The organism is Nostoc sp. (assembly GCF_036917315.1).
In the GTDB taxonomy this organism is placed as follows: domain Bacteria; phylum Cyanobacteriota; class Cyanobacteriia; order Cyanobacteriales; family Nostocaceae; genus Nostoc.
Map to the genome: position 1 here is coordinate 163,602 of NZ_JBALDR010000002.1, position 18,030 is coordinate 181,631.

At 43.3% G+C, this 18,030-nt stretch carries 17 protein-coding genes; 15 read left to right on the top strand and 2 right to left on the bottom strand.

Annotation, left to right across the window (positions count from 1 at the left end; genetic code table 11):
• Positions 1-26: 26 nt before the first annotated feature.
• Positions 27-1,214, bottom strand: coding sequence for an alanine racemase (gene alr / locus V7K84_RS01405; RefSeq protein WP_334835649.1), 1,188 nt, complete (start codon positions 1,212-1,214; stop codon positions 27-29).
• A gap of 396 nt (positions 1,215-1,610) precedes the next feature.
• Here alr and V7K84_RS01410 point away from each other — a divergent pair, with 396 nt between their 5' ends.
• From V7K84_RS01410 to V7K84_RS01475, 14 genes are all read left to right on the top strand, one after another.
• Positions 1,611-2,108, top strand: coding sequence for an HNH endonuclease (locus V7K84_RS01410; protein ID WP_094349059.1), 498 nt, complete (start codon positions 1,611-1,613; stop codon positions 2,106-2,108).
• Between the two features lie 669 nt (positions 2,109-2,777).
• Positions 2,778-4,061 (top strand): DHH family phosphoesterase, encoded by a 1,284-nt coding sequence (locus tag V7K84_RS01415; RefSeq protein ID WP_334835651.1) that lies wholly within the window; start codon positions 2,778-2,780, stop codon positions 4,059-4,061.
• Positions 4,062-4,236: 175 nt separating this feature from the next.
• A complete protein-coding gene (locus tag V7K84_RS01420) occupies positions 4,237-4,524 on the top strand; it encodes a DUF29 domain-containing protein (protein WP_334835653.1) in 288 nt (95 codons plus the stop codon).
• 19 nt (positions 4,525-4,543) lie between these two features.
• Positions 4,544-4,732: a DUF29 family protein gene (locus tag V7K84_RS01425; protein ID WP_334835656.1), complete on the top strand. Its 189-nt coding sequence runs from the start codon at positions 4,544-4,546 to the stop codon at positions 4,730-4,732.
• Between the two features lie 113 nt (positions 4,733-4,845).
• Positions 4,846-5,256, top strand: coding sequence for a RusA family crossover junction endodeoxyribonuclease (locus V7K84_RS01430; RefSeq protein ID WP_334835658.1), 411 nt, complete (start codon positions 4,846-4,848; stop codon positions 5,254-5,256).
• Complete coding sequence (locus V7K84_RS01435; protein ID WP_334835661.1) at positions 5,253-6,287, top strand: hypothetical protein; 1,035 nt, start codon at positions 5,253-5,255, stop codon at positions 6,285-6,287. Before V7K84_RS01430 ends, V7K84_RS01435 begins: the two co-directional genes overlap by 4 nt.
• Complete coding sequence (locus tag V7K84_RS01440) at positions 6,284-6,544, top strand: ParE family toxin-like protein (RefSeq protein ID WP_334835664.1); 261 nt, start codon at positions 6,284-6,286, stop codon at positions 6,542-6,544. The genes V7K84_RS01435 and V7K84_RS01440 overlap by 4 nt, the downstream gene beginning before the upstream one ends.
• A 51-nt stretch (positions 6,545-6,595) precedes the next feature.
• On the top strand, positions 6,596-7,090 hold the full coding sequence (sixA, locus tag V7K84_RS01445; protein ID WP_334835667.1) for a phosphohistidine phosphatase SixA: 495 nt from the start codon (positions 6,596-6,598) through the stop codon (positions 7,088-7,090).
• Between the two features lie 108 nt (positions 7,091-7,198).
• Positions 7,199-8,335, top strand: coding sequence for a citrate synthase (locus tag V7K84_RS01450; protein WP_334835670.1), 1,137 nt, complete (start codon positions 7,199-7,201; stop codon positions 8,333-8,335).
• 318 nt (positions 8,336-8,653) lie between these two features.
• Complete coding sequence (gene nuoH, locus V7K84_RS01455; protein WP_099102629.1) at positions 8,654-9,772, top strand: NADH-quinone oxidoreductase subunit NuoH; 1,119 nt, start codon at positions 8,654-8,656, stop codon at positions 9,770-9,772.
• Between the two features lie 94 nt (positions 9,773-9,866).
• A complete protein-coding gene (gene ndhI / locus V7K84_RS01460) occupies positions 9,867-10,451 on the top strand; it encodes an NAD(P)H-quinone oxidoreductase subunit I (protein WP_334835672.1) in 585 nt (194 codons plus the stop codon).
• A 125-nt stretch (positions 10,452-10,576) separates the two neighbouring features.
• Entirely contained in the window at positions 10,577-11,191 is a 615-nt protein-coding gene (locus V7K84_RS01465) for an NADH-quinone oxidoreductase subunit J (protein WP_194045708.1), read from the top strand.
• Between the two features lie 59 nt (positions 11,192-11,250).
• The gene (gene nuoK / locus V7K84_RS01470) at positions 11,251-11,556 is read left to right on the top strand and encodes an NADH-quinone oxidoreductase subunit NuoK (protein ID WP_006199065.1); all 306 of its coding nucleotides are present in this window, start codon (positions 11,251-11,253) and stop codon (positions 11,554-11,556) included.
• A 6-nt stretch (positions 11,557-11,562) separates the two neighbouring features.
• Positions 11,563-12,483 carry an NAD(+) kinase gene (locus V7K84_RS01475; RefSeq protein WP_334835675.1) on the top strand — a complete coding sequence of 307 codons (921 nt, stop codon included), beginning with the start codon at positions 11,563-11,565 and terminating at the stop codon, positions 12,481-12,483.
• A 192-nt stretch (positions 12,484-12,675) separates the two neighbouring features.
• Here V7K84_RS01475 and V7K84_RS01480 read toward each other — a convergent pair whose 3' ends face one another.
• Positions 12,676-14,445: a pentapeptide repeat-containing protein gene (locus V7K84_RS01480; RefSeq protein WP_334835677.1), complete on the bottom strand. Its 1,770-nt coding sequence runs from the start codon at positions 14,443-14,445 to the stop codon at positions 12,676-12,678.
• 545 nt (positions 14,446-14,990) lie between these two features.
• Between V7K84_RS01480 and V7K84_RS01485 the strand changes: the two genes are divergently transcribed.
• On the top strand, positions 14,991-18,011 hold the full coding sequence (locus tag V7K84_RS01485) for a zinc-dependent metalloprotease (RefSeq protein WP_334835679.1): 3,021 nt from the start codon (positions 14,991-14,993) through the stop codon (positions 18,009-18,011).
• Positions 18,012-18,030: the final 19 nt, after the last annotated feature.

Below are 18,030 nucleotides of genomic sequence, written 5' to 3' on the forward strand. Positions count from 1 at the left end.
CCTCATGCCCAATGCCCCATGCCCAATTACATAACTGCAACACGAGGCAGACGATGCTTGAATCCACAGAGAATTTCCCAAGAAATTGTGTTTAATTGTTTTGCCCAATCGTCTGCTGAAATTTGTTCTTTTCCCTGTTCTCCCAATAAGGTGACTACTTCTCCTTCTTGGATATTGGGTATGGCACTTACATCCAGCATTAACTGATCCATTGTAATTGTCCCAATTTGCGACACCCGCTGACCGCGAATTAACACCTGCATTTTGTTGGAAAGACTGCGAGGAACACCGTCAGCGTAGCCAATTCCCACGACGGCGAGGCGAAGTTCGCGTGGGGCAATAAATTTATGCCCGTAGCTAACAGCGGTTCCTGCGGCAATTGTTTTAACTTGAATAACTCTTGCTTTAAGTTGTAAAACAGGCTTGAGATCGATCGCATTTTGTAAATGCGGTGCTGGGTAGAGTCCGTAAACGGCTAAACCTACACGCACCATGTCGTAGTGTAATGCCGGGTTTGTGAGTGCGGCGGCTGAGTTTGCCAAGTGCAAGCAAGGCGGTTCAATTCCCATTGCTTTGATTTGAGCGATCGCTTCCTCAAATCGTTTATGCTGTTCTTCCATTGCCGTCGGATCGGGATCGTCTGCTGTCGCCAAATGAGAATAAATACTGGCAATAGATAGATGTGGTAATCGCTGCACTAATTGCACAAATTCACCTGCTTGCCGCCAATCAGTTCCCAACCTAGACATTCCCGTGTCTAATTTGATGTGTACGGGCACTGGAGAACCATGATTCATGGATTCCAGAATATCGGAAAATACTAAAGCTTGTTTAGGGCTACACAGTGTAGGCTGAAGTTTCCATTGGGCGATCGCATGAATCTGCTCTAGTGTATGAGTTGCCCCTAAAATCAAAATGGGCGCTTGAATCCCGCCTTCTCGCAATTGAATAGCTTCTGGAATTGTAGCCACTCCCAAGCAACTAGCTCCCGATTGGATGGCGATTTGGGCGACTGTTACTGCTCCATGTCCGTAGGCATCAGCTTTTACTACTGCCATTAACTGGGTACGCGGCGATAAAAACTGCACCAATTGCTTTACATTGTACGACAACGCCTCTAAATCAATTTCTACCCAAGCTCGTTGCGAAAACCACGCGTAGGTATCGCACTGCTGATTAGGAACTACACCAGGGATTTGTTTGCGACTTAACATTTGTACTGACTCCTATCCCGCTACGGTTAAACTTGCAAATTATCTATCTATACACGCTCCTAAAAGCGAGATCAGATTAAATAGGAAGTTTAACCTTCAGATTGGAATTGATACAAGATATTACGGCGCTCAAGTAAAAGTTAAGAGTGAGTAGTTAGGAGTTAGAAGTCAATCTTAAGGCTCAACTTTTCACTCAGTTCTTCTCTACGAGACGCTGCGCGATTACGTCAGTCTACGTAAGCATTTTAATCAAGTGATAAATTTGACTTTCCAACTCCAAACTCCAAACTCCAAACTCAATTTTCAAATTCTTCCGAAAGTATAATTTCTTCTCATCTCCCTAGCAGGGTGTATTTGTGTTAATATATTGTAAAACTCATACCCTGAGCGCAAATAATGGGGAAGGTTTTAGTCTTAAACGCCTCTTACGAACCTCTCAATATAACGAGTTGGCGTCGTGCTGTAGTTCTTTTAATCAAGGGCAAAGCAGAACGCGTGGAACACAACGGTAAATTTCTGTATACGGATTTCCCGTTGCCGACCGTAATCCGGTTGCGTCATTATGTACGCGTTCCTTATAAAGAAATCCCTCTAACTCGCCGAAATATATTGCACCGTGATGGTCATGCCTGTCAATACTGTGGTTACACAGGGGATGAATTGACACTAGACCATGTAATACCGCGATCGCGCGGCGGAGGCGATACTTGGGAGAATATTGTTACCGCTTGTGTCCGTTGCAATGTCAAAAAAGGCAGTCGGACTCCCCACGAAGCTCACATGCCTTTGCGTCATCCCCCGCGCCAACCTTATAGCAGTCTCTATTTCGAGGTCAGCAAACATCTTAAGAGTGGACTGCATACAGAGTGGCAAAAGTATGTTATAGGTCTTTGAGCAAAAAACAGAGGAGCAAAGGAGAAACAAGAAAGAAGAAATACCCTCTTTCTTTGGGAAATAGCCAATAACTTTAGTGATGGAGTGTTAAAAATTGGTGGCTATATGGCTTGCAACAAAGGTGATTGCATCAACTATCAAGCTTTTAAATTTGTTGTATATATATAGATTTTCCCTTTTGCTCTTTACTCCCCCTGTATTTTGCCCTTTTCCATTGGACTTGACTCTAAATTTTCAGAATTTTCAAAGGGGATAGGAAATAAGCGTAGTTCATCAAAAATAATTGTTAATTGCTCAATAGTCACAATAATGAGAATATTAAGCATAAGAATATTTCAAATATCAAGGACTAATCCTAAAGTATAAGATAGGAAGTATACCCTAAGTTAGATAAAAATCCCCTTAATTCAATTTACGAAAGAGAACAAAACTCCTAAAACATATTTGTGCTGCCAGATACAGCCCGATATCCTATACTTCCTTGCTGTATCCCCTTTAGTGGAAGTTAGTTGATTGTTGAGCGCTGTTACTGGCAAGAAATATACTTAGATGTATAGTGCAATGTCTTGATATTTTTGCGAAGATCGTAATTAATGTGGCTAAATTCAGGGAATTGCTGCTCGTAGTATTTCTGAATTAAAGGAGCCTCACACTTTAAAAAAGTTCCCTATGTACTTTAATTCTCCCGTTACTCAGTTTGAGAGTTTGTCATTGACCACAGAGCCAAACCCAGAGGAACCTGAAATCGAGAAAGCGCCAGTGGAAGTTGCATTTAAGAGTCCATCATTACCGCCATCGGTAGGTGATGGGGCTATATATCTCAGTCACCGTGGTAATTCTCTGGCACAACAAAAGTCAGAAGAACTGCAAAGAACCCTATTGGCACACCGACACGATCGCCAACTGGTAATTCTGCAAGATTTTCCTGACCCTGATGCCCTTTCCTGTGCCTGGGCTTATCAGTTAATTGCCCAGCAATATGATATCAAGTGTGAAATCATTTATGCTGGCGCATTGAGCCATCAAGAAAATATTGCCTTGGTAAGGCTGACTAATTTACCTATCCAACGCTGGACAACGCAAACCCTGAAAACAAAAGATTTGTCATCTTATCAAGGTTTTGTGCTAATTGACAACCAGGGAACCACTTCGCAACTACTGTCATCGGTGCAGCAGGCTGGAATTCCCCTAGTGGTACTCATCGACCATCACAGTATCCAAGGCGATCTGCACTCAGAGTTTGAGGATATTCGTCCTTATGTAAGAGCGACGGCAACAATTTTTACTCAATACCTCCAAACAGGATTATTAGCATTAGATAGCAGCATAAATCAACACGTCAAATGCGCCACTGCCTTGATGCATGGCTTGCGATCGGATACAAATCGGCTCATGCAAGCGCAAGAAGAAGACTTTATGGCAGCGGCGTATTTAAGCCGATTTTATGATGCCCAACTGCTGAATGCCATTTTACAGGCCAACCGTTCCAAGCGGGTAATGGATGTGATCGAGCGATCGCTCAAAAACCGCATCGTCCAAAATAACTTTTCCATTGCTGGTGTTGGTTATTTACGTTACGAAGACCGTGACGCCATCCCCCAAGCAGCTGATTTTCTGGTTACAGAAGAAAACGTCCACACTGCCGTAGTTTACGGCATTGTTCATGACGAAGACGAAGAACTAGAAATAGTCATTGGCTCCCTGAGAACTAGCAAACTTACTCTTGACCCCGATGAATTCATCAAAGAAGCCTTTGGACAAGATAGTGCAGGGCGCTTTTTCGGCGGTGGAAGAACAAGCGCAGGTGGCTTTGAAATTCCAATGGGCTTCTTATCTGGCAGCAACGAAAATTCTGCTTATGCGAAAATGAAATGGGAAGTATTCGACGCTCAAATTAAGCAAAAACTGTTGAGGTTAGTTAATCCGAGAGACAACCCGATTCAGTCGGAGTAGAGGGAACTCAAGGAGACAGGGAAAAGTTTTAACCAATGCAGCAGTCAAAGTGTTTGGTCACATAGCATCAATTCCCGATTTTTGATAAAAGTCGGGAATTTGGGTTTTATGACAAATTCTGAACTAAATCAAAGTTAACTTGCGCCTACCTATTTATTTGTGAAGAAGGAGCGCCATGAAGTCTACAAAACTCCAAATCTTACAAACTCTGTATGAGCAAGATTTTTATGCTTGGGTAGAGCAGACAGCAGAGCTTTTGCGATGTCTACGACGGGCTACGGCTACGCACCACTGGGACACGCTGGATTTAGAACACTTAATTGAGGAAGTGGTGGACTTGGGTAAGAGTCAACAGCGAGCGTTGCAAAGTGCGTTGCGGTTAATTTTATCGCATTTGTTGAAGTGGAAGTATCAACCCGAACGTTGTAGTCACAGTTGGCAAGTGACCATTATTTATCCGTGAGCGACTGAATATAGATGAATTGCTGCAAGAAAGTCCTAGCTTGCGGCGTTTGTTAAATGATGTCGAGTGGATAAATACTAACTATCAAAGAGCGCGGCGAGAGGCAATGGTGGAAACAAGTTTATCAGAAGATAACTTTGCGATCGCTTGTCCGTTTTCTGTTTATGAGATTTTAGACTTAGACTTTTATCCTAACGCTGACGAATAACCATGTAGAATTTTTGTATAAGTATAGATATGCTCAACATAATAAGGAGCCATCTGTGAAAATTGCTGTAATGTTAACTAATTATAAATATATGCACTTGATATGCACTTGGGATGCGAATAATACCTTTTGAATTTCTCATTCCCAGACGACCTGTTTCGTTACAGACAAAGAAAAAAGAAAATCTTCAGGCATGGAAGAATTTTGTGCGCGTTGAAGCTCAAAAAGTTTGGAAAGATCGCAGCGTCATTAAACAAGGTGATTTACAACTGACGCTTGTCTATCTTTGTGATGATTTTCCGGCTGATACCGATAATATTATCAAGCCGATTCAGGATGCACTTGTAGGCTTAGTTTTTGAAGATGATAGTTTAGTATCAGATGTAGAAAGCCATCGTCGGTTTATGTCTGACCCAATTGAGATTAAAAGTCTACCTTCCTTATTACAGGGTGCTGTAATCACAGGTAAAGAGTGTGTTTATGTAAAAGTAAGTGAATCTCAACCATTGGAAAAATACTTATGACTAACAATACTAAAATTCTATATGATGAAAAGGTAAAATTTCTGGCAGAGAAGTACGAAACTCAAGGATTTCGTGTTCTGCTTGAACCAAAAACAGATGAATTACCATTTGATTTGGGTAACTACCAGCCAGATATAATTGCTATTAAAGACGGTTCGAGTTTGGTAATTGAAGTAAAAAACAGCCTCAACCGTCTGTCGGTTGATCGTTTAAAAGCTATAGCAGAGGAAGTTAGTACGCATCCAGGTTGGCATTTTTTATTAGTAACGCTTGAAGACATAGAAGCCAAGTCATTACCTGGAACATCCGAACAATTTCCTTCATGGCAAGAGCTAACCAATCGGTTTATGCAAGCACATAAGCTTATTGAAAATGATGAAATCGAGCCTGCTTTTCTTTTGATGTGGAGTATATTTGAGGGTGCTTTAAGAAAGCGAGCAGTCGATGTGTCAATTCCTATTGAACGTTTCCCCGTTATAGGATTACTAAGACATCTGTACTCCTTGGGAGAGTTATCAATCTCTCAATTTGACCTTGCTCAAGCTTGTTTTGAAGTTTGGAATCGTCTTGCTCACGGATATATTGAAAACCTAAATTTGCCAGTTGTACATAATTTGGACAATTTGGTTCGTGAATTGTTAACTGAATGGAAAATCGAATTCGATGTTAGTCAACTTTCATCAGAGAATCTAGTTGCTTTTCGTGCCTGGTTTGCCGAATTCGATGCAACAGACTGGGATAAACGAGAAGAATTAAGGCAAAATTTAATCAATCAAAGCCTTCTTTTAGCACTAGGAAATGAGAAACTAAAGAAAGAATTAAACGTAAACGACGAACAGCTTATAAATGTCGAATGCGATGTTAGTGGACTTTCATCAGAGGATCTCGCCGCATTTCGTGCTTGGTTTACGGAATTCGATGCAGCAGCCTGGGATAAACAGATTGAAAAAGATGTGGCTGAAGGTCGGTTAGATGCATTAGCACAGAAAGCGCTCAAACATCTGCGAGAAGGGCGTTGTACTGACCTGTGAAACATCGAGCAACCCCTGATTTTTGGTATTACTATCGCCAGTTACCAATTGATATCCAAGAGCTTGCTGATCGATGTTATGAGTTTCTTCGGGAAGATCCCAAATATCCATCATTGCATTTCAAAAAAATTGGTCAGTTTTGGTCAGTCCGTATTGGTATATATTATCGGGCGCTTGCTGTAAAAGAAGATGAAAATTTTGTATGGTTTTGGATTGGGTCACATCCAGAGTATGACAAATTGCTAAGTGGTAAATAGCGTTTTAAGATTGCCTAAGAGCAGCCTAACCGATCACTCATAATACAAAGAATGGAACTCTACTTAATTCGTCATGGCATCGCCGAAGACAAGGGATTAGGCATCAAAGATGAGGAGCGCAGCCTTACCAAAGAAGGAAGGCAAAAAACTGAGAAAGTTGCCCAGAAACTTGTTAAATTAGGTTTAAACTTTGATTTAATTCTCACCAGTCCCTTAGTGCGGGCCCGCCAAACGGCTGAAATCCTGATAGCAGAAAAACTAAGCTCCCAGTTAGAGGAATCTAGCCACCTCGCCCACGATGGTCAAATTTCTAGTTGGCTCAAAGACTGGTTAGAACCAAGAAATTATTCCCAAAATACCCAACTGGCGCTGGTTGGACACGAACCTGATTTAACCAATTGGGCAGAAATTCTCCTGTGGGGAGAAGTCAAAGCAAGCTTAGTCTTGAAAAAAGCAGGTATGATTGGGATAAAACTACCAGAAACAGGTTCTGCTCTGGGTCGGAGTCAGATGTTTTGGTTGACACCACCCAAGTACCTGCTATAACAGTTTTTCAACATTTCTAATTGTTGTTAGAACGGCTACTGTTATGGCGACAATAAATTTCTGGTAAGTTAGCTTGATCAGATATTTCACAAAGCGAATGGTGTTGCCATGATGGTGTGCGAATACAAGCCTGGTTTAGAAGGCATTCCCGCCGCTCAATCAAGTATCAGCTATGTTGATGGGCAAAAGGGAATACTAGAATATCGTGGCATTCGGATTGAAGAACTAGCAGAAAAAAGTACATTCTTAGAAACTGCTTATCTCTTAATCTGGGGTAAACTGCCAAGCAAGGAAGAACTGGAAACATTTGAGCATGAAGTTCGTTACCACCGGCGGATAAAATACCGCATTCGGGACATGATGAAATGCTTTCCAGAAAGCGGCCACCCAATGGATGCCCTACAAGCTTCTGCTGCTGCTTTAGGCTTGTTTTATTCGCTCCGCGATTTGCACAATCCTGTCTACATTCGAGATTCAGTGGTGCGCCTGATAGCAACCATTCCCACGATGGTGGCGGCGTTCCAACTGATGCGGAAAGGCAACGATCCTGTGCGTCCCCGTGATGACTTAGACTATTCCGCCAACTTTCTATACATGCTCGATGAGCGAGAACCCGATCCTCTCATGGCGCGGATTTTTGATATCTGCTTGATACTTCAAGTCGAGCATACAATGAATGCTTCCACTTTCAGTGCCAGGGTGACAGCTTCCACCTTGACCGATCCTTATGCTGTGGTTGCTAGTGCTGTGGGAACTTTGGGTGGGCCTCTGCATGGGGGAGCCAATGAAGAAGTAATTCAGATGTTGGAAAAAATTGGCTCTGTGGAAAATGTCCGTCCCTACATAGAGCATTGTCTGGAAACTAAATCTAAGATTATGGGCTTTGGACATCGTGTGTATAAAGTGAAAGACCCACGAGCCATAATTTTACAAGGACTAGCAGAGCAATTGTTTGAGAAGTTTGGCCATGACAAATTCTATGACATTGCTCAAGAAATGGAACGAGTGGTAGAAGAAAAACTCGGTAGCAAGGGGATTTATCCCAATATTGACTTTTATTCCGGTTTGGTGTATAGAAAGATGGGAATTCCCACCGACTTGTTTACACCAATATTTGCGATCGCTCGCGTTGCCGGTTGGCTAGCCCACTGGAAAGAACAACTAGCAGAAAACCGGATTTTCCGTCCTACCCAGGTTTACAACGGTCTGCACGAAGTTACTTATACCCCCATTGACAAACGGTAAATGGGTATTGGGTACAAGAGGCAGAGGTGCGGAGGGGCAGAGGGGAAAGACTTACTGCAACATCTCTTCTGCTCCCCTGCCCCCTTGCTCCCCTGCTCCCCCATCCCTCAATAGCCAAACTCAATGCCAACCATAAGTAGAATTCTCATCTCGCTTCAGGGTGGTCAAACCATCCAACGATATACTAGGCATGGGAATTGGCAACAAATCTTCAATCGGACGTCATCACAGCAAAAATTAAAAATGGGTGAATTTACAGTTATTAATTCAAGTAATAGTTGTAACTCACCATGACTCGATGTCTTAAAGAGCGGAAACATGAATTCAGGAATTGACCTCCAAGGAACTTTTATTGAATCCCTCCGGGATTTAGGTATACCAGCAGGAACAGCCAAAGCGATTTGGATGCCGCTGCCAATGATACTGATGCTGATTGGAGCAACAGTGGGGGTATTAGTTGCTACTTGGCTAGAACGGAAAATTTCTGCCTCCGCACAGCAGCGAATTGGGCCAGAATACCAGGGGCCTTTTGGGTTGCTGGTGCCTGTAGCGGATGGTCTGAAGCTGGTATTTAAAGAAGATATAGTACCAGCCAAGTCTGACCCCTGGCTGTTTACTCTTGGCCCAATTATTGTTGTAATTCCGGTGTTTCTGTCGTTCCTGATTGTGCCCTTTGGACAGAATATCGTAATTAGCAATGTGGGCATGGGCGTATTCTTGTGGATTGCCTTGTCAAGCATTCAACCCATTGGTTTATTGATGGCTGGCTACGCATCTAATAACAAATACTCCCTCTTAGGGGGCTTGCGGGCAGCAGCGCAATCTATTAGCTATGAAATTCCTTTGTCACTGGCGGTGTTAGCGATCGCTATGATGTCTAATAGCCTCGACACTGTTGATATTGTCAATCAGCAATCTGGCTACGGCATTCTGGGCTGGAACATTTGGCGACAACCAATTGGTTTTCTGATCTTTTGGATAGCCGCCCTCGCTGAATGCGAACGATTACCCTTTGACTTACCCGAAGCGGAAGAAGAAATCGTCGCCGGCTATCAGACTGAATACTCAGGCATGAAATTTGGTCTATTCTACCTGGGTTCATACGTTAACTTAATCCTTTCTTCCTTACTAGTAGCAATTCTCTACCTGGGCGGTTGGGACTTTCCGATTCCCCTCAACCTCATCGCTGGTTGGCTGGGAGTCAGTGAATTAAATCCCGTGTTCCAGATAGTAACTGCGGCTTTGGGTATCACCATGACCGTGTTCAAAGCCTATTTACTAGTGTTTGTCGCCATCCTGTTGCGCTGGACAGTGCCACGGGTACGGATTGACCAACTGTTAGATTTAGGATGGAAGTTTTTGTTACCAGTTGGTTTGGTTAATCTGCTATTAACCGCCGCCCTGAAACTAGCCTTTCCCTTCGCCTTCGGCGGGTAAGCCAATTTTAGATTTTAGATTTTAGATTTTAGATTAAGTCTGAAATCTAAAATCCAAAATCCAAAATCCAAAATTGAAAAGAGAGAGACACAAAATGCTAAAGTTCCTAAAACAAGTTGGTGATTACGCCAAAGAAACGGTACAAGCTGCGCGTTACATTGGTCAGGGGCTTTCTGTCACCTTCGACCACATGCGGCGGCGTCCAATTACAGTACAGTACCCTTACGAAAAACTAATTCCTGGCGAACGGTTTCGCGGTAGGATTCACTTTGAATTTGATAAGTGCATCGCTTGCGAAGTTTGCGTTCGCGTTTGTCCAATTAACCTACCTGTAGTGGATTGGGAATTCGACAAAGCCAGCAAAAAGAAAAAACTCAACCACTACAGCATTGACTTTGGAGTTTGTATCTTTTGCGGTAATTGTGTGGAATTTTGCCCCACTAACTGTCTATCGATGACAGAAGAATATGAGCTTGCCACTTACGATCGCCATGAATTGAATTATGACAGCGTAGCGCTAGGTCGTCTGCCGTATAAAGTAACAGACGATCCAATGGTTACACCACTGCGCGAACTAGTTTACCTACCCAAAGGCGTCCTCGAACCCCACGGACTGCCCGCAGATGCGCCACGTGCAGGTGCGCGTCCAGAAGACTTGGTAGAACAAACAGAAAAATAAATGTCATTTGTCATTTGTCCATTGTCATTTGTCCTTTGTTATTTGACCAATGACTAATGACCAATGACTAATGACCAATGACCAATGACCAATGACCAGTGACAATTGACTAAGGACAAAAAACAGTGAATCTAGCAGAAGGAGTACAGTTAGTATCACTTGGCATACTGGGCGTGATGATGATTGGGGCAGCCATTGGTGTGGTGCTGTTCTCCAACATCGTCTATTCTGCCTTTTTGCTGGGGGGTGTGTTCATCAGCATAGCGGGAATGTACCTGTTGCTAAATGCTGATTTTGTTGCAGCTGCACAAATACTAATTTACGTAGGGGCGGTTAACGTGCTGATTTTGTTTGCCATTATGTTGGTGAACAAGCGGCAAAATTTTGTAGCATTTCCTAACTCTTGGGTGCGTAAAGTACTGACGGGTGTAGTTAGTGTAGGATTGTTTGGTCTTTTAAGTACGATGGTGCTGGCTACTCCTTGGGCGTATTCAACCGCTCCTGTAGCCGGTGGCGAAAGTTCTATAGTTTTGATTGGCGAACATTTCTTCACTGACTTTTTACTACCTTTTGAATTAGCTTCCATTTTGCTGCTGATAGCGATGGTAGGAGCAATTATTTTGGCACGTCGTGAGTATTTGCCAGATCAACTGACACGATCCAATGTGGGGCAAACTGTTTTGACTTTACAAGAACGCCCCAGAGAACTAGTATCAACAACCAGCGAAACAAAAGAGTAATATTTGCGACCTGATTCGTAGATAAACAGCCAGCTTTTTCAGGAGGGATACTCAGATTCATGCAACTCCAGTACTTTTTATTACTAGCAGCAGCTTTATTCTGCATTGGCATCTACGGTTTAATTACTAGCCGCAACGCTGTGCGGGTGCTGATGTCAATTGAATTATTGCTCAATGCTGTTAACCTGAATTTAATGGCATTTTCCAACTTCCTCGACTCAACATTAATTAAGGGTCAGGTTTTCACAGTATTTGTGATTACCGTGGCCGCAGCCGAGGCGGCGGTGGGTTTAGCGATCGTGCTGGCCATTTATCGCAACCGCGATACCGTCGATATGGAGCAGTTTAATCTCCTGAAGTGGTAATTGTGCGTGCAACTCAAGCAGGTAATCATTGCTTATAAAGCGCGGGATGCCCGGAGTAAAGAATGGGCAGAAATCTGTGCGAAACAACTAGAAAGTCGCGAGTGCCAAGTGTTGATGGGGCCTAGCGGGCCGAAAGACAACCCTTATCCAGTCTTTTTGGCTTCGGCAACTCAACCAATCGATCTCGCCTTGGTACTCGGTGGCGATGGTACTGTTTTAACTGGTGCCAGACATTTAGCCCCAGCTGGTATCCCAATTCTGGGAGTGAATGTGGGAGGTCATCTGGGGTTTTTAACTGAGTCAGTGGAAGAGTTTCAGGATACAGAGAAAGTTTGGGATCGACTGTTTGAGGATCGCTATGCTATCCAACGACGGATGATGTTACAAGCTGCGGTGTATGAAGGTCATGGATCTAATTTGGAACCAGTAAGCGAACGTTATCTGGCTTTGAATGAATTCTGTGTCAAACCCGCCTCCGCTGACCGAATGATCACCTCAATTCTGGAAATGGAAATCGATGGTGAGGTAGTCGATCAATACGTCGGGGATGGGTTGATTATTTCCACTCCTACAGGTTCCACAGGTTACACCGTTTCTGCGAATGGGCCAATTATGCATGATGGTATGGAAGCCCTTACCATCACTCCTATTTGTGCAATGAGCCTTTCTAGTCGTCCCCTCGTTTTACCCCCTGGTTCTGTGGTGAGTATTTGGCCTTTGGGGGATTACGATTTGAGTACCAAGCTGTGGACAGATGGGGTTTTGGGAACTTCAATTTGGCCCGGACACCGTGTTGATGTACGGATGGCAGAGTGTCGGGCTAAATTTATTATTTTGCGCGAGAACAATTCCTACTATCAGACGCTACGGGAGAAGTTGCTGTGGGCAGGTACAAGGGTTCACTACAGCAATAATCACCGTAATTAATTAAGTATTTTAGAGTGCATTTACCGTAGATTGCGTAGGCGTAGCCCGTCGTAGACATCGCGTAACGACTGAGGCGATCGCAACCAAAATTACCCAAGCCCCTGGATTCATCTGGGGGTTTTCTAGTTAGGGGGAAAACTTATACATAAATGTATTGGCTCTTTAAAGTTTAGGATAAAATCTCGCCTCATCTCAATTCAGTCCCAGTTCTTCCTTCAATGCCTCCGGTACATTAACTGCTGTCTCTAATCCCCGCACGCCTTCCCACTGCTGCTTTTTACCCCAGATCATCTCTTCTAGATTGGCGTCGCTAAGGTCTGCACCACCGAGAATGGCGTAACTGAGGTTGCTATGGCTGAGATCCGCGCCGTTGAGGATAGCACCACTGAGGTTACTGCCACTGAGGTTAGCACTGTTAAGGTTGGCATAGCTAAAGTCTGTGCCAAACAAGATCGCGTCGGTGAGGTCAGCACCACTGAGGTCAGCGTCATTGAGAATCACGCCGCTAAGGTCAGCTTCGTTGAGAATTACCCGACTCAAATCTACGCCGCTGAGGTCGGCACCTAAGAACATTGCACCGTTAAGTCTGGCATTGTTAAGTTTGGCACCGTTAAGTTTGGCATAGCTGAGGTCTGCGGCAACCAGGATAGCATCGCTGAGGTTGGTACTGAAAAGAATTGTGTCACTAAGGTTAGTACCGTTGAGGATGGCGTGACTCAAATCAGCACCACTGAGGTCGGCGCGGCAAAGGTCGGCATGGCTAAGACTGACGCTATTAAGGTTGGCTTCACTCAGATTTGCACCGAAAAGGATGGCGTTATTTAGGTCAGCATGGCTGAGGTTAGTGCTGCTAAGGTCGGCGCGGTTGAGGTCGGCGCGGCTAAGGTCGGCGCGGTTAAGGTTGGTATTGCTAAGGTCGGCGCGGTTGAGGTCGGCGCGGCTAAGGTTGGCACAGCTAAGGTTAGCACCACTGAGGTTGGTGCTGCTGAGGTCGGCACCACTGAGGTTAACACCGCTGAGGTTGGCACCGCTGAGGTTGGCATCGCCGAGGTTGGCACCGCTAAGGTTGGCACCGCTGAAGTTTACGCCAGTTAAGTTGGCATCGCCGAGATAAGCAAGACTTAGGTCAGCACCGCTAAAGTCTGCCCCGGTAAGGTTGGCATCGCCGAGGTAAGCACCCCTAAAGTTGCCGCCTTTGAGAAATTGTCCAACTATACTGCTAAAGTTGCCAATTTCCAGGGCATCGCTATAATTAATAATCCGCAGCAGTTGGGATGTGAAAAAATTGTCTGTGTCTGGTTGGGCAGATGGGTAGAAGGTAATTTTTTGTTTGAGTTCATCTTGCCCTTGGGCGTAACGGTGTAACTCTAGTAATAAAATCAGTACGTTCAGCCCTGTATATATGTCTACCTGTCTCAACCCGATCGCAATATTTTGTGCCGCTAGCTTTAACTTTGTTTTCTGAGGCAGGTTATCATCTGGTGTGCCATCAATAAATTCTCCCTGACACCAGCGACGATAAAAATCTTCTAGCCGCCCAAAAAGCAATTCTGGACGAATTTTTTGACCAGTCACAACCAATTCCATTAGTTGGTTGACTACTTCAGGTTTCAGGGCAGCATTGCCCAATAAATCATAAATCTCTTCATGCATCTGGCGATCGCATACTTTAAAGCAAAACCCAGTGGATAAAGTGCCCAATGTGCGATCGTCTGTCTGAGAAGTCAAACCGTTCTTTGGTACTGTCCATTTTTCTAAGCTTTTTTGCAGCCTTGGAGAGTATAAATATTCCTGCAAATTATCTTGAGCTAATCTAACGCTTTTGTCTGGTTCTTTAATATTTTTTCCTAGAGGTAAAACTGCTTCAGTTTCTAGGGATGTGGTCTTTGGCATCTCTTGTAACCTTGTACCCCTCACATAATTTCTCAGCAGCTGCCAAACTTGAGATAAATATGTTGACATTTTTGTTTCCGTTGTTACATTTAAATAACTGTTTTTGATAATCCCGAATTAAAAACTTTTCTATGCCAGTTTGCTTTGCATTCCCAACAATCAATAGTATAAATAAATACTATAGTAAAAAAATCATGAGTTGGCGATATTTAGGGTGGGCTACTTCTGATGAATTTGCCAATGGCGTTTCTGAATGGCGGCTTCTCGCTCACCTGTAGTAGCCTTAAGCTTCCTCTCATAATATAAATAAAGTGTTAACTTCAAAATTATTTCCCAGATCAACTAATTCTATGATTTAGCTAATTTGTGATACTTTTTCTCCCAGAAATTTCCCAGTCTGATGTAAAAATCATACTTACTATTTGTAGGAGATGCAATTGTTAGAAAAAATCCTACACTAAAACAGCATAACAAAGCGGAAAAATGGCAATTAAAATTTAAACTGAAAGTTTATTGCTTAATATAAAGCAGCTAAGATAATCGCCAGAGGGCAAGCTATATGGCTTTGCAAAAGTTAAAAATTAACGAGAGATAGTTATCAGGTAATGAATGCGATGAACAGATTAACCTTTTATATGATTTTGTTACATAGTTTATTTTTAGGAATAGCCACAGCTAGCGCTAAGTCACCGTTTGTTAACAATGTTGATACCGCCAAGCATATTGTTGGAGAAAATGTGGTTACAGTCAGAAGTGGAGAGAAATTCAATAGTCAGTTACCGACAGAAGCTTCTTCAACGAAAATCTCAGCCTTATCATCAAATAATATTAATATTCCTCAGAAACAGAGGCTACCGTCAAATCAAGTTCGGGTAGTTAATCAAAATAAACACGTACAGCCTCAACCGTTTATTTGGATAGTAAAAAACCTGAAACAAGCAGGTCAACAACCATTTTTACAAGTTGCAAACCCCTCAGCGAAAGCAAATACAAAGCCTAGTACTACCGCGAAACCAGCAGCAAAGGATGATTTAGAGCCATTTAACGAAGTAATTAAAAACACCCAAAAATCTGGGGGATTGTTCACCCTTTATCGTAATAAAGAAAAGAATAAGATTTATCTAGAAATTAAGCCAGAACAACTTAATAAAAATTACCTAGCTACGGCAACCCTGGAATCGGGTATTGGCGAACAGGGTATTTACAGTGGTATGCCTCTGCAAGATTTTTTATTTTATTTCAAACGGGTGGATGATAAATTACACTTTGTCATCCGCAATGTGAATTTTCGCACTCGTGAGGGAGATCCCCAGGTGCGATCGCTGACGCGATCGTTTAGTGATTCTGTTCTCTACACCATTGCCATTAAAAGCATTCATCCAGAACGCAAAACTATTCTCATTGACTTGGAAGATTTGTTACTCACAGACTTAGCTGGATTATCTGTAGGTTTAGGAGTTCCAAAAACCACAAGCCAGTCCTATTTTGGTACTGCTAAAGCCTTTCCCCAAAACTTAGAAGTCGAGTCAATTTTGAATTACTCTAGTAGCGTTGACCCCAGCAGTGAAGTGACAAACTTTGGGTCGCTAGCTGACAACCGTGGCTTTACCCTGCGCGTTCACTACAGTTTCTCCCAACTACCCGATCTAGATTATCGACCGCGCCTTGCTGACGATCGCATCGGCTATTTCATCACCGCCTATCAAGATTTATCCAAAGACGACGATCGCGGCGATTCTTTTGTCCGCTACATCAATCGCTGGCATTTAGAAAAACAAGACCCGAAAGCAGTCATTTCTCACCCCAAAAAACCGATTGTTTTCTGGATTGATAACGCTGTGCCCTTAGAGTACCGCGATGCCATGAAAGAAGGCGTTCTCATGTGGAACAAAGCCTTTCTCAAAGCCGGATTCAAGGATGCAATTGAAGTCCGCCAAATGCCAGATGATGCTACCTGGGACCCGGCAGATATTCGTTACAACACGATTCGCTGGATCAACACAGTCGATGGCTACTTTGCGATGGGCCCATCCCGCGTTAACCCATTGACAGGGGAAATTTTGGATGCAGATATTCTCGTAGATGCTAGCTTTATCCGGGCACTCAAGGGTGAATATCGCAAAATCATCCAACCCAGCCAAACAGAAAATCGCACGACTTTATCAGCTTTGATGCAAAATCGTCTACTTTGCGCCAATGGTTTAGATGAGAAAAACAATGGTGTACCCCAGAAGATGCAAGGACAAGAGGGGTTGTTGAATCGTTTATCAAAAATGGCAGGCGAGTACGATTTATGCTATGGCATGGAAGCTGCTAACCAGTTTGCCTTTGGTTCGCTGGCAATGTCTCTGCTGCCTGATACTATGGCTACTCCAGACAAGGTAAAAGAATATATTAATCAATATTTACGTTTAATCATCGCTCACGAAGTTGGACATACTCTTGGTTTACGTCATAACTTCCGTGGTAGTACACTGCTACCACCACAGGAGATGAATAATACAGAAATTACCAAAAATAAAGGTCTGACAACTTCTGTCATGGACTATATTCCCCCAAATATCGCCCCTCAAAATACAAAACAAGGAGATTATTTTCCTACTATGGTGGGGCCTTATGATGACTGGGCAATTAAGTACGGCTACACAACAATTCAGACATCAACTCCTCTAGCAGAAAAGCCAATTTTGGAGGAAATTGCTGCACAATCCTACAAGCCAGAGTTGAGTTATTCTACAGATGAAGATGTATATGACCTTGACCCCACAGCTAATGCTTGGGATAACAGCGGTAATGTGCTGCTTTATTCTCAGTGGCAATTGAATAATTCACGGGTGATGTGGGAACGTCTCGATAAACGTTTCCCAATGGCTGGTGATAGTTATAGCGATGTCAGCGAACGTTTTAGCACAGTATTAGGTAACTATTTCCAGCAAATATATTTCACCACAAAATACATTGGCGGACAATCTTTCTATCGCATTCACCCCAGCGAGCTACCTGCCGAGAAAGTCTCTGGAGTCCCCCAACACCGTTTACCATTTGAACCAGTGCCAGTTGAAGAACAACGGCAAGCTTTAGAAACGCTGCAAAAATATGTATTTGCAGAAGACGCCCTCAGTTTTTCACCAGAATTACTGAATAAATTAGCACCTTCCCGTTGGCGACATTGGGGTAGTTCTCCACAAGTTGGTCGTTTGGATTTTCCCATTCATGACTTGGTGCTACTAATGCAGGGTTCTGTGTTGCGAGATTTACTCTCAAGCGATCGCCTCTCTCGTCTCAAAGATATTGAACTCAAAACTCCCGAAGGAAAAGCACTGACTTTACCAGAACTATTTGACACTTTGCAATCAGGTATTTGGACGGAAGTTATCCAACCAAAAGGTAAACCAATGAAAATCGCCAGTTTGCGGCGAGGCTTGCAGCGTCAATATTTGGACATTTTGACAGATATGGTATTGCGAAAAGAAAATGTTCCAGAAGATGCTCGCACTTTAGCTTGGTATAAACTCAAACAACTTGATGAGAAACTCAAGAGTGTTAATTCTGAGGATGAATATACCAAAGCGCACTTATTAGAAACGCGCGATCGCATTGAGAAAGTCTTGAATGCACCGTTGCAAGCGAATTAAAAAAATTAAGAGTGAGGAG

Bases quoted from the DNA above. Each gene is read 5' to 3' on its own strand.
- alr (WP_334835649.1), bottom strand. From the start codon at position 1,214: ATGTTAAGTCGCAAACAAATCCCTGGTGTAGTTCCTAATCAGCAGTGC.
- V7K84_RS01485 (WP_334835679.1), top strand. From the start codon at position 14,991: ATGAACAGATTAACCTTTTATATGATTTTGTTACATAGTTTATTTTTA.
- V7K84_RS01415 (WP_334835651.1), top strand. From the start codon at position 2,778: ATGTACTTTAATTCTCCCGTTACTCAGTTTGAGAGTTTGTCATTGACC.
- V7K84_RS01435 (WP_334835661.1), top strand. From the start codon at position 5,253: ATGACTAACAATACTAAAATTCTATATGATGAAAAGGTAAAATTTCTG.
- nuoK (WP_006199065.1), top strand. From the start codon at position 11,251: ATGCAACTCCAGTACTTTTTATTACTAGCAGCAGCTTTATTCTGCATT.
- V7K84_RS01480 (WP_334835677.1), bottom strand. From the start codon at position 14,445: ATGTCAACATATTTATCTCAAGTTTGGCAGCTGCTGAGAAATTATGTG.
- V7K84_RS01450 (WP_334835670.1), top strand. From the start codon at position 7,199: ATGATGGTGTGCGAATACAAGCCTGGTTTAGAAGGCATTCCCGCCGCT.
- ndhI (WP_334835672.1), top strand. From the start codon at position 9,867: ATGCTAAAGTTCCTAAAACAAGTTGGTGATTACGCCAAAGAAACGGTA.
- sixA (WP_334835667.1), top strand. From the start codon at position 6,596: ATGGAACTCTACTTAATTCGTCATGGCATCGCCGAAGACAAGGGATTA.
- nuoH (WP_099102629.1), top strand. From the start codon at position 8,654: ATGAATTCAGGAATTGACCTCCAAGGAACTTTTATTGAATCCCTCCGG.
- V7K84_RS01410 (WP_094349059.1), top strand. From the start codon at position 1,611: ATGGGGAAGGTTTTAGTCTTAAACGCCTCTTACGAACCTCTCAATATA.
- V7K84_RS01420 (WP_334835653.1), top strand. From the start codon at position 4,237: ATGAAGTCTACAAAACTCCAAATCTTACAAACTCTGTATGAGCAAGAT.
- V7K84_RS01430 (WP_334835658.1), top strand. From the start codon at position 4,846: ATGCGAATAATACCTTTTGAATTTCTCATTCCCAGACGACCTGTTTCG.